This is a genomic window from Schaalia radingae, from assembly GCF_900106055.1.
GTDB classification, from domain to species: domain Bacteria; phylum Actinomycetota; class Actinomycetes; order Actinomycetales; family Actinomycetaceae; genus Pauljensenia; species Pauljensenia radingae_A.
The window spans coordinates 2,217,572-2,232,469 of the sequence record NZ_LT629792.1 but is presented as its reverse complement, the minus strand read 5'-3'; the positions used below and the strand labels follow the sequence as shown (position 1 = coordinate 2,232,469).

16 protein-coding genes are annotated in these 14,898 nt (G+C 60.8%); 8 read left to right on the top strand and 8 right to left on the bottom strand.

Annotation, left to right across the window (positions count from 1 at the left end; all coding sequences use genetic code 11):
• Window position 1: 1 nt before the first annotated feature.
• The 3 genes from BLT69_RS09835 to BLT69_RS09825 form a co-directional block, all read right to left on the bottom strand.
• Window positions 2-241 carry a heavy-metal-associated domain-containing protein gene (locus BLT69_RS09835; protein WP_058237501.1) on the bottom strand — a complete coding sequence of 80 codons (240 nt, stop codon included), beginning with the start codon at window positions 239-241 and terminating at the stop codon, window positions 2-4.
• An 11-nt stretch (window positions 242-252) separates the two neighbouring features.
• Window positions 253-534 (bottom strand): metal-sensitive transcriptional regulator, encoded by a 282-nt coding sequence (locus tag BLT69_RS09830; RefSeq protein ID WP_058237500.1) that lies wholly within the window; start codon window positions 532-534, stop codon window positions 253-255.
• A 125-nt stretch (window positions 535-659) separates the two neighbouring features.
• Window positions 660-1,394: a transaldolase family protein gene (locus BLT69_RS09825; protein ID WP_058237499.1), complete on the bottom strand. Its 735-nt coding sequence runs from the start codon at window positions 1,392-1,394 to the stop codon at window positions 660-662.
• Between the two features lie 79 nt (window positions 1,395-1,473).
• On the opposite strand from BLT69_RS09825, the gene BLT69_RS09820 reads away from it, so the two are divergent.
• Together BLT69_RS09820 and BLT69_RS09815 are read left to right on the top strand one after the other, a co-directional pair.
• Window positions 1,474-2,892 carry an alpha/beta hydrolase family protein gene (locus BLT69_RS09820; protein ID WP_092648933.1) on the top strand — a complete coding sequence of 473 codons (1,419 nt, stop codon included), beginning with the start codon at window positions 1,474-1,476 and terminating at the stop codon, window positions 2,890-2,892.
• The gene (locus tag BLT69_RS09815) at window positions 2,879-3,409 is read left to right on the top strand and encodes a hypothetical protein (protein ID WP_058237497.1); all 531 of its coding nucleotides are present in this window, start codon (window positions 2,879-2,881) and stop codon (window positions 3,407-3,409) included. The genes BLT69_RS09820 and BLT69_RS09815 overlap by 14 nt, the downstream gene beginning before the upstream one ends.
• Window positions 3,410-3,421: 12 nt before the next feature.
• Here BLT69_RS09815 and purB read toward each other — a convergent pair whose 3' ends face one another.
• Window positions 3,422-4,876 (bottom strand): adenylosuccinate lyase, encoded by a 1,455-nt coding sequence (purB, locus tag BLT69_RS09810; protein WP_058237496.1) that lies wholly within the window; start codon window positions 4,874-4,876, stop codon window positions 3,422-3,424.
• Window positions 4,877-5,004: 128 nt separating this feature from the next.
• Between purB and BLT69_RS09805 the strand changes: the two genes are divergently transcribed.
• From BLT69_RS09805 to putP, 3 genes are all read left to right on the top strand, one after another.
• Entirely contained in the window at window positions 5,005-5,526 is a 522-nt protein-coding gene (locus BLT69_RS09805; RefSeq protein WP_058237495.1) for a gluconokinase, read from the top strand.
• A gap of 12 nt (window positions 5,527-5,538) precedes the next feature.
• Window positions 5,539-6,948, top strand: coding sequence for a GntP family permease (locus BLT69_RS09800; RefSeq protein WP_092648932.1), 1,410 nt, complete (start codon window positions 5,539-5,541; stop codon window positions 6,946-6,948).
• A 69-nt stretch (window positions 6,949-7,017) separates the two neighbouring features.
• Complete coding sequence (gene putP / locus BLT69_RS09795; RefSeq protein WP_092648931.1) at window positions 7,018-8,505, top strand: sodium/proline symporter PutP; 1,488 nt, start codon at window positions 7,018-7,020, stop codon at window positions 8,503-8,505.
• On the opposite strand, the gene BLT69_RS09790 is transcribed toward putP, so the two are convergent.
• Together BLT69_RS09790 and BLT69_RS09785 are read right to left on the bottom strand one after the other, a co-directional pair.
• On the bottom strand, window positions 8,502-9,278 hold the full coding sequence (locus BLT69_RS09790; protein ID WP_092648930.1) for a fructosamine kinase family protein: 777 nt from the start codon (window positions 9,276-9,278) through the stop codon (window positions 8,502-8,504). The two genes, putP and BLT69_RS09790, sit on opposite strands and share 4 nt — an antisense overlap.
• Window positions 9,279-9,533: 255 nt before the next feature.
• Window positions 9,534-10,373 (bottom strand): ABC transporter ATP-binding protein, encoded by an 840-nt coding sequence (locus BLT69_RS09785; protein ID WP_058237491.1) that lies wholly within the window; start codon window positions 10,371-10,373, stop codon window positions 9,534-9,536.
• A gap of 204 nt (window positions 10,374-10,577) precedes the next feature.
• On the opposite strand from BLT69_RS09785, the gene BLT69_RS09780 reads away from it, so the two are divergent.
• Complete coding sequence (locus BLT69_RS09780; protein ID WP_058237490.1) at window positions 10,578-10,805, top strand: hypothetical protein; 228 nt, start codon at window positions 10,578-10,580, stop codon at window positions 10,803-10,805.
• A 9-nt stretch (window positions 10,806-10,814) separates the two neighbouring features.
• On the top strand, window positions 10,815-12,470 hold the full coding sequence (locus BLT69_RS09775) for a hypothetical protein (RefSeq protein WP_092648929.1): 1,656 nt from the start codon (window positions 10,815-10,817) through the stop codon (window positions 12,468-12,470).
• On the opposite strand, the gene BLT69_RS09770 is transcribed toward BLT69_RS09775, so the two are convergent.
• On the bottom strand, window positions 12,471-12,854 hold the full coding sequence (locus BLT69_RS09770) for a phage holin family protein (RefSeq protein WP_092648928.1): 384 nt from the start codon (window positions 12,852-12,854) through the stop codon (window positions 12,471-12,473). It abuts the gene before it with no gap.
• A gap of 38 nt (window positions 12,855-12,892) precedes the next feature.
• Complete coding sequence (locus BLT69_RS09765) at window positions 12,893-13,741, bottom strand: YwiC-like family protein (RefSeq protein ID WP_157886404.1); 849 nt, start codon at window positions 13,739-13,741, stop codon at window positions 12,893-12,895.
• A 105-nt stretch (window positions 13,742-13,846) separates the two neighbouring features.
• Between BLT69_RS09765 and BLT69_RS09760 the strand changes: the two genes are divergently transcribed.
• On the top strand, window positions 13,847-14,857 hold the full coding sequence (locus BLT69_RS09760) for a bile acid:sodium symporter family protein (RefSeq protein WP_092648926.1): 1,011 nt from the start codon (window positions 13,847-13,849) through the stop codon (window positions 14,855-14,857).
• Window positions 14,858-14,898 lie beyond the last annotated feature (41 nt).

Below are 14,898 nucleotides of genomic sequence, written 5' to 3'. Positions count from 1 at the left end.
CTTAGAAGTCTCGCTTGATTTCAGTCAGTGTGTATCCGGCCTCGCTGATGGCATCTTTGAGGGCGTCGTCATCTACGCCGGTCTGCGTGTGGACGGTGACCAGTGAGGTCTTGTTGGCCTTGAGAATGACCTCCACGTTGGATACGCCTTCGACCTCTTTGAGTTCTTCGGTGACGGATGCGACGCAGTGGGAACAGGTCATGCCGTCGACATAGAGTTCAACAGTTCGATCGAGTGCCATGATGAGTCCTTTCAGGATTTGACGAGCCGTGCGATCGCGTTGATCGCTTCGGTGATTTTTTCTTCGCCAGCTTCGTGAGAGTGCTTGGCGGCGTCGAGGACACAGTGGCCCAGATGGTCGTGAACGAGGCCGAGGGCGACTGAATCAAGGGCGCTTTGAATGGCAGATATCTGCGTGAGTACGTCAATGCAGTAGTCCTGCTCCTCGACCATGCGCTGGACGCCGCGCACCTGACCTTCGATACGGCGAAGCCGGGTGAGGTACTGCTGGGTTGATGCTGAGTATCCGCGCATTGAGGTCTCCTCTCAGGTCTACCAGCACGACAATACCCCTAGGGGGTATTAGTGTCAAGGGGTGCGCCGATAGTAAAACGCGCGCCACGACCACTGACGGTCACGGCGCGCGTGAAGGAAAAAGGTTACAGCTCAGGCTGCGCGACCTTGAGCGACTGCTGGTCACGCTGGTGAGCCAGAGCAATCAGATCACTGAAGGTCTCCTCGCCGCCGACCTGGCGGGCAAAATCAGCATCCTGAGCGGCGATCGCCACATCCGTGATCGGGTTGGCCACCAACGCAGCCAGCACGGACGGAGCGGCAGTGATCGCGCCGATACCGGCCTCAACCAGGCGCAGCACCTGATCGGAGTTCTTGAAGGAAGCGGCCAGCACATCCGCATGCAGGTGATGGGTGCGCAGGATCTGATGAATTTCGGTTGCTACACGCACACCGTTGATACCGAAGTTATCCATCCTGTTCACATACGGCGCAACATAGCGCGCACCGGCCTGAGCGGCCATGAAGCCCTGCAGGGTGGAGTGGACGCCCGTTGCCGTGACCGGGATACCCTCCGAGGCCAGCATGTTGATCGCGGCGAAGCCTTCATGGGTGACCGGAATCTTGACATGCAGGTGCTTGCCGAACTCCGCACGCAGCGCGCGCCCCTCGGCCACCATGGATTCGCGATCATGGGACACGACCTGCACGTGCAGTTGCGAGCCTTCCGGCAAAACCGAGTGGATTTTACGGAGAACCTCCAGCGGGTCGCCTCCCTCGTTCGCCAGAATGGTGGGGTTCGTAGTCACGCCGTCGATGGGAAGGTAATCGAGAGTCTCACGAATGAGGTCAATATTGGCGTGATCGATCAGAATGAGCATGATTCTCCTTGAATTCGTAGCCTGACCCCATTGTACGATTCGGCAGGCATCAATAAATGGGACGTGCCAGACTACACATATGGGTCGCAGCGAAGACAGGTGGTATCCACTCAAACGTGTGCCGCAGTCTTATCCGCCGACCTACGTGCGCATGAAACTCGTGCCGATGATTCCGGCCATTGCTCTGGCAGCCGGTGCCGACTTGCTCTCCGATGCGCGCTTCGTGCCGAAGGATGCACAGAAAGTGCTGAGGGTCGCCTCCGAGCGCATGGGGTCGGAAATACTTGAACGCTTCCAGCGGATCTTCTTCGATGAACCGGGCCTGGACACGCTTTTGGTGCGGGCAGGAGCCGCTGCTGCGCGCCGCGTGGCCGACGCTGGCCGACTGTATCTGAAGGCGCGGATCGCCACGCACACCGACTGCGACGGCCGAGCGCGCGCCATGCTGCCATTGGTTCCGCGTCGCGGATATGAAGCGTTGATGGTGATCGCACTGACTGTTGGCACAGCGACCGGATATTTTCGTGGCGGAGCGGTTCACACTGCGGTGATCCTCGATAGTGACGACGGTACGCCGACCGTTCCGCCCGGCCACCCCACACCGCAACTGCGTAGAACGCAGCCACCCTCGTCACTGGGTGACATCGCCGCCGACATCGACGACATGTACTACTGCGGATCGATGGGGCAGATGGTCAAGGTGGTGCGCGTGGGCGAGAGCGACGCGCGACGCTGGATCGTGGCCATCCCCGGCACCATGCACCTTGACCCGACATCGACTCCGAACCCTGCCGACACGGAATCGAATATCCGCGAAGTCCTCTTCCTGCCTTCAGCCGTGCGGATCGGAGCGGTCAAGGCGGTGCATGAAGCGATGCGACGCAGCGGTGTGGACCAGGATGACTGGCCGGCCGAACGCGTCTTGATCTGCGGCCACTCTCAGGGCGGCATGGTGGCAGCAGCCCTGGCGTCGATGGACCCGGATGAGGCGGGTATGCGCGTGAGCGGCGTGATGACGATGGGATCACCATGCCGGCGCATCAAAATTCGCCCCGATGTGACGATGGTGTCGATTGCTCACGACCAGGACGTGATTCCAGCCCTGGACGGCACACCCGCACTGACCCCCGACCAGCGGGTGACGATCCACCGAAACCTGGTGCGGCCGCGTCAGTCGCCGCTGTACTACGCGCATTCATCGACGATCTACACCGACACGGTGCGTCTGCTGGAGCGGCGAGCCAGCGTCGTCCGACACGGATACCCCTCGGAATGCGTGGACCGCCTGCAGGAATTCCTGCCGCGCGAGGGGGAATCCGTGCACACCACATTCCATGAGGTGTGGCAGGACGTACTCGAAACCGTCGAAGAGCCGACGTGGGACCAGTACGTCGTGCTCGACGCACCCGAATCTGACCTGGTGGGCAGTGACTGGCAGTGGCAGCCCAACCCATTGATCGACTTTTCAGCGTTGAGGAGGACACATGCGCAGGCGTAAGGGAAAAGGCTCACCCACCCCCGTCAATAAGGGGCATGGACGAGGGCGACGCGGCCGTCTGCCACAGATCGACAACCCCGTGCTGATCAGTGTGCTCACCGCCGGAGCGCGGGGGGTCAGCGCCGCGCTGGATGTTCTTAAACCGCCGAAACGGGCGGGTCGCGGGCACCGCGTGCAGCAGTGGCTGACTGAGCGCATGCCGGACATGATGGGAGCGCACCTGTCGTTGGATGTGCGTGTGCACGAAGGGTTTGGCCGTTCACCTCTGATTGACATGCGCATCGTGTGTGATGACGACAGTGAAGATCAGGCACGCCAACAGCTCGAGGATGCGGTGCGGTGCGCATGGGACAACCCGGAGCTGGCTCCCGTGGCGGTGCGCGCCTGCGTCACGGATTCAGCAGGCGAAGTGCGATGCGACGTCACCAGTGTTGGATTCAGCGAGGAAACCGCGACACCCTCGGCTCTGTATGCGCGTTTCGGCGCACCCGACGCTGACCCGGCCTGGCGGCCGTAAACCGTGGACGGACTACTCCCAGCCCGCCATCTTTTCGGACTGGCCAATGTAGGTGGCGGGGGTCAGGTCCAGGAGGCGATGTTCGACCTCACCCGGCAATCCCAGGCCGGCGATGAATGTGCGCATTTCGTCGGCGCCGACTGTGTGCCCGCGGGTGAGCTCCTTGAGGCGCTCATACGGGTTGGCCATGCCGGTTGCGCCCGCAATGGAAGCAGCGCGCATCGCCTGCTGGACGGCTTCACCCAGCACAGCCCAGTTCTGATCCAGGTCAGCAGCCATGCGCTCACGGTTGATGTCCAGTCCGGCCAGGCCGCGCACCAGATTATCCAGTGCCAGCAGCGAATGTCCGAAAGCGACACCGATATTGCGCTGCGTGGTTGAATCCGTCAGGTCGCGCTGCATGCGCGATGTCACCAGTGTGGCCGCCAACGTGTCGAAGAGCGCGCACGAAATTTCCAGGTTCGCTTCGGCGTTTTCAAATCGGATCGGGTTGACCTTGTGGGGCATGGTGGACGAGCCGGTAGACCCCTGGGCAGCAAGGTTCTGGTGGAAGTAGCCCATCGAAATGTACGACCAGCAATCCGTCGCCAGGTTGTGCGCGATGCGGTTGAAACGGGCGACGTCCGAGTACAGCTCGGCCTGCCAGTCGTGTGATTCGATCTGCGTGGTCAGCGGGTTCCATGTCAAGCCGAGGAACTCGACGAATCCCTGAGCGAGCGCCGGCCAGTCGGCACCGGGAACGGCCACCATGTGTGCCGCCCACGTGCCGGTCGCACCATTGATCTTCCCGAGGTATTCGGCTTTCTCAATGCGGTCGATCTGACGGTTCAGGCGGTGAATGAAGACCGCCATTTCCTTGCCCATTGTCACGGGAGTGGCGGGCTGACCGTGGGTGTGTGCCAGCATCGGCGCGTCGGCACCGTCGCGCGCAATGGCACGCAGTGACTCAATGAGCTGGCGGGCTGCCGGTAGCCACGTGTGTGTGACAGCCGCGGCGACAGTCAGCGCGTACGCGAGGTTGTTGATGTCTTCGGAGGTGCAGAAAATGTGGACCACTTCGTGCAGGTCCGGCAGGCAGGTGGAATCTCCCAGCTCGTCTGGCGCCTGATCCAAGTGCTCTTTGATCAGGTATTCGACCGCTTTGACATCGTGGCGCGTTTCAGCTTCGATGCGGGCGAGACGATGAATGTCTTCCGGTCCAAAATCGACGGCCAGGCGGCGCAGATAGGCGCGTTCCGCATCGGTCAGTGTGGGAGCGCCGGGCAGAACCTCGTGGTCCATCAGGTAGATGAGCCATTCAACTTCCACATGGACGCGCGCACGGTTCAACGCTGCCTCAGACAGCGTGTTTGCCAGAGGGGCGACGGCTGCGCGGTAGCGCCCATCCAGAGGGGACAGGGGTGTGTCCATCGCAAGGTCGGTATAGCCGGATTCCGGATTGAAAAGAGTTGACCACGTATCGCTCATGGCCTTATTCTACGCAATCGCACCGAATCGACGTATTGCCCGCAATTCACACGTTTAATCGTTGCAAGAACAGTAGAATCAGTAGGCTAGTTCTGAACGATTGTTCACAGACAATGGGGTGGAGGAAGATGAGTAACGAGGCAGTGCACCTGGTGTTCATGGGAGTTGCCGGATGCGGAAAGACCACTGCAGCTCAGCAGATGGCCGACTTCCTGAAATGGCCAGCAGCCGAGGCGGATGATTTCCACCCCCAGGCGAATATCGACAAGATGAGTGCGGGCACACCGCTCACCGATGAGGACCGTTGGCCGTGGCTGCGTTCGATACGCGACTGGATGAGCGATCACGCCAGAAATGGCCAATCAACGATCGTCACCTGCTCCGCGTTGAAACGCAGCTATCGTGACCTGCTGCGCGAATCGCAAGGACGCGTTTTTTTCGTGCATCTGACCGTGCCGGAAGATGTCATCCGAGAGCGCATGGCGACCCGTGACCACTTCATGAAGCCCAATATGCTGCCTTCACAGTTTGCCACGCTCGAAGACCTCGAAAGTGACGAGGACGGCGTAGTGATCTCAGCGCTGGGAGATATCGACGAGACTTTCAATGCCACAGTGAATGCCCTGCGTGAGCAGGGTCTGATTGATTAAGGGGCCAAACCGATGAATCAGATTCTCATCCCCATGGCAGGAGCCGCGGACGGTGTGCAACACACGGACAGTGTGGCGCAGCTGCTGGTAGCGGCACTGGCCGGTATCGCCACGATCATCGTGCTGATCGTCTGGCGCAAAATGCACCCATTCCTCGCGCTGACACTCGGATCCGCTGTCCTCGCATTGATTGCAGGCATCCCGCTGACCGACACGTTCACCGCATTTACCAAGGGCGTCGGATCCACCGTCGGTGGCGTGGGCGTCCTGATCGCATTCGGCGCCATCATCGGCAAGCTCCTGATCGACTCAGGCGGCGCTGACCAGATCGTTGACACTGTCCTTGAAAAGACAGCTCCGCACCGCTTGCCGTGGGCTATGGCACTGGTCGCCTTCGTCGTCGGTATCCCGCTGTTCTTTGAAGTCGGCATCGTGCTGCTGATCCCAGTGGTCATGCTCGTTGCGCGCCGCGCCAAACTGCCGGTCGTAGCGGTCGGGATTCCTGCACTGGCTGGCTTGTCGGCACTGCACGGACTCGTGCCTCCGCACCCCGGGCCACTCATCGCGATTGACGCACTGAATGCGAATATCGGCATCACACTCGGCCTGGGCCTCCTCGTCGCTGTGCCCACAGTCATCATTTCCGGCCCGCTGGCGGCGAAGGTGATGGTCAAGTGGGTGCCGCGCGAAGCCACCAGTGTCCTGGGCGATGCCTCTGAAACCGAAAAGCGCGAAGGGCACCGCCCATCATTCGGTGTGGCAATCTCCGTAGTTTTGATGCCCGTGATCTTGATGCTGCTGCGCACCGTGGTCGAAATGGTGATGATGGGGCACGAGGACTCCATCATCTTCAAACTGCTGACATTCGTCGGTGAACCGATCGTGGCGCTGCTGCTGACCGTGCTGTATGCGATTGTCGTTCTGGGGCGCATGAGCGGCCGCACCACACAGGAAGTCACCAACATCGTGGGCTCCTCGCTGGCCCCGGTCGCATCCATCCTCCTCATTGTCGGTGCCGGCGGCGGTTTCAAGGAAACGCTGGTCGAATCCGGTATTGCCGAGGTCATCGCCCAGTGGATTGAGCAGATGGGAATGCCGATCCTGATCGCCGGCTGGCTGGTGGCAGTCGCCGTGCGTCTGGCTACGGGTTCGGCCACAGTTGCCACGATCACCGCTGGCGGCATCATGGCACCTATGGCAGCCGACATTTCACCCGTTGCCGCTGCACTGCTGGTGCTCGCCATCGGCGCCGGATCCGTGTTCCTCTCACACGTCAACGACGCTGGGTTCTGGCTGGTCAAGGAATACTTCGGCATGACGGTGGGTGAGACGTTCAAAACGTGGTCGCTGATGGAAACGATCCTGTCGGTGGTCGCGCTGCTGTGCGTCATCGTTATCGCCATCCCACTGGGAGCCTTCTAGGAGACGACTACCTCACATCATCACGTAGCCTGATCCTGTTCTTTTCCCTCGAGACCGAAGGGGGCCATAATGAGTGAAATGACGTATCAGGCTATCGCGATGATTGTGTATTTCGTCGCCATGATTATGCTCGGCCTGCTGGCCTACAACCGGACGAGCAATCTTGACGACTACATACTGGGTGGCAGGTCGCTGTCCCCAGGTGTGGCAGCGTTGTCGGCCGGCGCATCCGACATGTCGGGCTGGCTGCTGATGGGTTTGCCCGGCGCAATCTACGCGACAGGTCTGATCAACGGCTGGATCGCGGTTGGCCTGACTATCGGCGCATGGCTGAACTGGAAGTACACAGCTCCTCGGCTCAGGTCATACAGTCAGGTTTCCTCCAACTCGATCACTGTGCCGTCGTTCGTGTCCTCGCGCCTCAAAGACCCTCACAACGTGATCCGCATCGTCGCCGGCCTGGTCATCATGGTGTTCTTCACCTTCTACGTGTCATCAGGCATGGTAGCCGGCGGCTCGTTTTTTGAATCATCCTTCGGTATGGATTACCGCCTGGGCATGACACTGGTGGCCGGGATCGTCGTGCTCTACACCCTGGTGGGCGGCTTCCTTGCAGTATCGTGGACGGACGTTGTTCAGGGCCTCATGATGGTGGGTGCGCTCATTCTGGTGCCGACCGTGGCGATTATTCACGTCGGCGGCTTCAGTCCGATGGTGCAGACCATCAAGCGCGTGGATCCCACCATTTTGCATCCATCGGGCGGGACGCTGAGCGCGACGGCCGCGATAGGCATTATCTCCGCACTGGCATGGGGGTTGGGCTACTTCGGTCAACCCCACATCATCGTGCGTTTCATGGCGCTGCGCTCAGCCGCGCAAGCAAAGGCTGCGCGTCGCATCGGCATCGGCTGGATGGCTCTGGCAGTCATCGGCGCAGGTATGACTGCTCTGGCAGGCGTCGCCTACTACCAGCACGACGAATCACAGCTGCCGAATCCCGAATCCGTCTTCATCACGCTGGGACAGCTGATGTTCCACCCCCTGATCGCCGGGTTCATGCTGGCCGCCATTCTGGCGGCAATCATGTCAACGATTTCATCGCAGCTGCTGGTCACATCCTCGGCAATCGTGGAGGATATCTACAAAGCATTGTCCAAACGAGACCTGTCGGAAACCAACGGCGTACTACTGGGACGCCTGGCCGTGGCCGCCGTGTCCGTACTGGCAGCGGTGCTGGCGTGGAGTCCCTCGGACACGATCCTCGGCCTGGTGGCCTTCGCGTGGGCAGGTTTCGGTGCATCATTCGGACCGATCGTGATTCTGTGCCTGTACTGGCGCAAACTCACCTGGCAAGGCGCATGCGCCGGCATCATCGTCGGAGCCGTGACCGTGGCCGTGTGGGGCAACCTGTCAGGCGGCATCTTCGACCTGTACGAAATCGTCCCCGGATTCGTGTTCAACCTTCTGGTCAGCGTCGCAGTGTCGATGGCAACCTATCGGCGCAACGATGAGATCGACGCCGAGTTTGATGCCGCTCTGGACGGATTGACGGCTTAACCCACCCAGTGCCGCGCGATCGCGAGGGTTTCAGGCACGTAGGAGCGCCCGAACAGCTCGCAGTGTACGACGAGCATATGTAGCTGATGCAGTGAAATGCGTTCGCGCCAGCCGTCAGCAAGGGGCGATTCCTCGTCGTAAGCCGCCCAGATCCGCTCCACGAAGGGCGCGCCGAATACGGCAAGTGCCGCCAAGTCTTCCTCCGCATGACCGCCCTGAGCAGCCGGGTCGATCAGCGTCGCACCGTTCGGGGTCCACATCACGTTGCCCGACCACAGGTCCCCGTGCGTGCGGGCCGCAGGCGTTGTGACCAGTCGCGGTTGATCATGGTCGAGGGCGCCGCTTTCAAGCCTGGTGCACAAAGCTTCGAGTGTGGCGCGCTCATCTGCGGTGAAGGCTTTGGCTTTGAGGTACGGGCGGATTCGATATTCGGCGTAAAACTTGCCCCATGACGTGGGTGCTTCGACTTCGGACAGGAGCGGCAGGCGAGTCAGCCCCATCCACCCCTGAGCGTCCTCGTCAGCCGGGGGCGGCGCACCCAGATTCGGTGCGCCAGCCGCATGTGTGTGGGCCAGTGCGCGACCAAAATCCTCGGCAGTCTGCCTGGTTGGTCGCGTCGTTTCCAGGTCGGGTTCCTCCAGCCATGTCGTGCCGTAATCGCTCACCGGCACAACGGGCGCAGCCTGGGGTGGCGTGTCAGCAAGCCACTTGAGACCGGCCACCTCGTACAGGATCCTGCCTGGTCGCTGATCACTCTTGCGAAAAGTACCCATATCCTTACCGTACAATCAGAACGAGACTCGGTTCATCTGTTTTTCGAGGAGCGCACTGTGGCGCAACAGCACCCACAGCTATGCCGCCAGGAGTGGCTCGACCTCACCGGTCAGTGGCTCTTCGCATACGATGATGAGGATCGCGGCCTGAGCGAGCATTGAGAGCGCCCTCGTGACAATCCGGCTGAGATCTTCGATCGCACAATCACCGTGCCGTACCCGCCCGAATCTGAAGCCTCCGGCATCAATGACCCGTCATTTCACCCGATCTGCTGGTACTACCGCGCGCTGACGGACGCTGAGATCAGCGCGGTGCGCGGGTCCGGGCAGCGTGTGATCCTCAACTGTGGAGCAGTCGACTACCAGGCACACATGTGGGTCGACGGCAGCGTTGTGCTCATCGAGTTTGCGGATCTCGTAAGGTTCCCGCACGAAGGCTTGGACCACGCGGTTGCCTTCGATGTTTTCCTCCACCATCGAATTGAGACGAGCCAGGGATTCACGCATCGACAGGAAGAGGGGGCGTGCATGTTTGGCCAGCTGGCGGGCACAATAGGCCAGGAACGGGGTGATGGCCAGCAGGGCCAGCGCGAGGCGCCATTCGATCGTGAACATGACGGCCAGTGAGCCGATGAACAGGCACACGCAGTCGACCACGTTGTAGGTCACCCACGACAGGAAGTGCCGGATCGCGTCGGTGTCTGCGGTCAGGCGGTTCATGATGTCGCCGGTGCGCGTGTGGTTGAAGTACGTGAAATCCAGCGAATGCAGTTTTTCGTACTGGTCGGACACCAGGCGGTAAATCGAGTTCTGTCCGAAGCGTTCCATCAGCATCTGGTAGCCGTAGCGGGCGCAGGTGCGTACAAGCGTCGCACCCACCATCGCGCCGCACAGGGGCAGGAGCTGATCGAGGTGGCGGTCAACGATGACGAGATCCACGATCATTCCCGCAAGGATCGGGACCAGCATGATCAGGATCTTGTCGACGACGAACAGCACCAGTGCGGCAAAGACGCGCGGAACGTCGGGGCGGCAGTAGGGCACAATCCACCTGAGGTTCGAAGCCTTGGTGTTGGATGTGGGATCGACGTACATCCGGTCATCTCCCGAAGAAAAGTCATGCGCGTGGGGTGATCACACTGTATTCAATCACTCGGTCAAGTGCGAATGGTGGAGCGGAGAGGTTTTCCACAGGTTCGCGCGCCTCCCCTCGCCAATCCACAGGCGGCCGCACGGCATGCGCGCGAGGCGATGAGGCTGGCTACCGTGACACCGTCATTGATGTGAAGGAGGCAGCATATGAGCGGCGAAATCGACGCGGTACTGAGGAGCTTGTGGAGCGTGAGCGAGGACATGGATGGGCTGGTTGCAACTCTCAGCGCCATCGAATGCCCCAGTTGGCAAGGACCCACTGCGGACCTGGCGCGCCGGGAATTCAACGCCGTTGTGACGGATGCGATGTGGGCGCAGCAGGTTGTGGGCGATGCGGCACGCAACTCCGTATTGATGTGTCCGGTTGGGGGATAGGAGGAACGCGTGAGTGAGCAGAGCGTAGACCCAGGTTTCTATGACTCCGTTGTCACCACCAGCGCACACACCAGTGTTGACACAGATGAGCTGATCGGGGCGGCACTCGGCGTGATGATGGCGAAAGAGACGGCGCAGAACTGTTATGCGAGTCTGATGGTTATTCAGCTCATGGCGTCCTCGGCCGCCATGCTGGGGGTCGACTCCGGCCGCCTCATCGGCGCGGTGGAGGATGCGATGACTGCTGTGAGTGCGCTCGTTGTGCGTCTGGAATCTTTGAGTAACCGCCTGACCGCAGCGGCAATGAAGTATCTCAGTGCAGAAGGCGATGCCCAGCGTTTTGTCACCGCACGCATGCTGCTGGTGGACGGACGAGTGTCGTGGACACCGCTTTCGCCACTGACAACAGGGCTGACAGCGGGGCAAGTCTACGGGTATGCGAATGAATTCAGCGGCAAGATGCACAGCGACCCTACCTTGGGATACCGTGTCGAATTCGACATTGCGACGTTGGGGACGACAGTGAATTCCCTGTCCACCAGAAGGGATCTGTACGGTTTCCGTCCCGATGCCGGTCAGCAGGCATGGTGGGGCAGTCCGCGCACTCAAACCGTTGACGCCGCACGCGTTGCCAGTCAGCTCTTCTTCACGGTCGGGCAGCGCGCGACGGGACCGCTGGCAGGCCTGCAAATCACCACCTCGCAAATCAGTGACGCGGGAGGATCGGGGCGTCCCCAGCGATCCTCGCAGATCCGTGTCGTTGATCCGAGCATCCCGAAAACAGGTGTGGCTGCATTGGCGGGTGTGCCGCCGCTGTGGTTGACGGCGCGAAGTGCGGTGAATGCGTCGAGTCGAGCCAGCGGCGTGAGCGTATCCAACAGGTATGCGCCAACTCCCCGCCTGCCCCGCACCGTACCGACGCCTCGCAGTGGTAGTGAACTGTTGGACCGCGTCAGTCAGCTTGAAAGCGGCAGCGACACGTTCGGCCAGCTTGAGATCCTCAAACATGAAACGCCGCAGCCCGACGGGTCGACAAAGCGATCATGGTCAGTCGTCGTGCGCGGTACGCAAAAGTGGACACCCGGGCAGACCAACCCGCAGGACATGCTCAGCAACTTGCAGGCGGTCGGCCATGATAATAACGACCTGAGTGCTGCAACCCTCGAAGCGATGGACATGGCGGGGATCGCACCCGACGAGCCCGTTGAATTCGTCGGACACTCCCAGTCGGGTATCACAAATACGCAGCTCATTGCCGACCCGGACACGACGCGCAAGTACACCGTCGTCTCCAGTCTGACCGCCGGGTCTCCGACAGGAAATTACGTCATGCCCGAGGGCGTCCACACCCTGTTCATGGAGAATACGCGCGACATCGTCCCGCCTCTTGACGGCTCCCCCAACATGGATGTCAACGATGCGGTGACTGTTTCCTTTGACGGCGACCTGGTCGGACCGCTGGACGGGGAGGGGCTGGACATCACGCCGCACGGCCTGGAACCGTATACCAAAGCCTTCGACGCCTTGAATGATCCGTCAGCGTATGCGGCGCCCCCGGAAGTACGCGAATGGTCCAGGCATCGCGAACAGTCACTGCACCTGAGCGATCAGACTGTGACAACCTCGCAGCTGTTCAACACTCGCCGCATCTTTGCAGATGAATAGCTACGACTCTGACCTGCGTGGCAGCGCGGCGACAACAAGAGCGGAAATAACAGCCGTGATCAGACCCGCACCCACTGCCGGCCAGAAGCCTCCAACCGTGAAACCAAGATTCGCCTGCTCACTGAGCCATCCTGTCAGCATGAACATCAACGCGTTTGTGACCAGTGCGAACAAGCCGAAGGTGAGGATATACAGCGGGAAGGTGACAACCTTGACCAGTGGGCGAACCAGTGAGTTCACCGCCGTGAAAATCAAAGCCACCAGAATCATCGTGCCCAGAGATTTCCACACCGACGCTTCGGGAGCAAAATTCACGGAGCTGATGATCAGGGTGGACACCCAGATTCCGACCAGATTGGCAAGGGAACGTACAAGAAACCTCATAGGTACATGGTCTCATGATGCCTGCCGCCAGACCACCGCTAAGGCGCCACCATGAGGGAAGCTCCCACAGCCACCATGACGACCAGTTCGGCCAGCCCGATGTATTTCACGGCGATCGTGGTGCGCTGATGCTTCCACGGCATGAAAGTCGCCCTCGTGAATGCGAGCGCGAAGGCACAGGGTACGAGCCAATGAAGCTGCCCGGCCTCAGCTGCCCACGCAGTCCCGATGACAGTCAGAGCATGCCAGATCACTGAGGCGACAATCCAAGTGGGGTTTCCGCGCTCGCGGATCAGGCAGCGCACATGCAGAACGGACCCGACCAGCACTCCGGCCAACGCTGCCCACGCGCACCAGGCCTGAGGCCACAGCTCGCCGCCTTGCCAGGGGAACCAGTGTGTGCGCCGGAAAGCGGTCGAGATATCCACCGCAACAGGACACATGAACACAGAAGCAAATACCTGCGACAGTCGCGCGAGTATGGACCGTTGGCGCCGCCGCAGACTCTGCACCAGCGCGATCGCGATGAGGGGTGCGAAAATCGGTGCCCACGACAGCAGTTTCGGGGCGCACAGGACCGACGCTCCGCCCAGGAGGACGGTGCTTACGGCCCACGTGCCTGTGGCCGCTGCGAAACGCTGACGCTTGGGGGAGCGGATCCACCAGCTTCCCGCAGAAAACAACATGAACGCCACCATCCACGCAGCCAGAACCAGCAGGTGAAGAGGGCGCCAGCCTCCGCGCGTGGCACCGACCAGGAAAGGCAGCAGCGCCATCATCCACGAGCCATGCTGGTCAGGCAGCCAGCCGGTGCGCATGAGTGCGCGCACGCGCGAAGAAGAACGCGGGCGTCGGATGCGCGGATGGTCAGTCGGGCGGCTCGTCATGACGATCAGTGTACGGAAGTGGCGCACGTGGTCGCCATATGGACACTTCGGCCAAAAGGTGAGATGCCGAATCATCTGTGGCATGCGGTGGAGCACTGTACATCTATGTCCCATGAACACAATAATGAGAGCACGACCAACGTGCTCGACTCCCAGCAGGATCACTCATCGGCACGTCTGAATCCGGAGGACCGCTCGGCTCGCCGCGCAGCGACCGTTTTCCCGCTCATCATCATTATCGCCTTCATCGTGGGACTGCTGATTCCCGGGCCAGCGGCGCGCCTGGCAGGAGGCGTCAACATTGCGCTCGCCGTCATCATGTTCGGCATGGGCCTGACGCTGACGGCATCCGATTTTGTCCTGGTCGTCAAGCGTCCGCTCCCCATCATCGTCGGTGTGATTGCACAGTTCGTCATTATGCCCACACTGGCCGTCGTCTTGACGAAGGTATTCAGCCTTCCGCCCGAACTTGCCGTGGGCGTCATCCTGGTGGGATGCGCGCCGGGCGGCACTGCGTCGAACGTGATTTCCTATCTGGCCAAAGGTGATGTTGCATTGTCCGTCGCCATGACATCCGTGTCGACTCTGCTTGCCCCGATCATGACTCCGCTGCTCACGCAGTGGCTGGCCGGCCAATACCTGCCTGTTGACGCGTGGTCGATGGCGAAGACGATTGTGCAGATCGTCCTTGTGCCGATTCTGGCCGGCCTGATTATTCGACGCCTGGCAGAAAGCTCCGTGCAGAAAGTGCTGCCGTTCCTGCCGTGGGTGTCTGTCCTCGGTATTTCCTACGTGCTGATTGCTGTTGTCGGCAAGTCAGCTGATCGCATTGTGCACGCTGGCCTGTTTGTGCTGTTCGTCGTGATGCTGCATAACGTCCTCGGACACCTGCTGGGATATTTCGCTGGACGAGCCACCGGAGGCGGAGAGCGTGTTGCCCGCACCACCTGCATTGAGGTGGGCATGCAGAATTCCGGTCTGGCCGCAGGCCTCGCTTCCCAGTTCTTCACTCCCGAATCCGCTTTGCCGGCAGCCGTCTTCTCCGTATGGCACAATCTGTCCGGCGGAATCCTCGCCGCTTTCTTCCGCCGCCGCAGCCTTGGCGACGTAGACTAGACAAGCATCGACGAGGGCGACCCCATCCGGAAAGGACACGT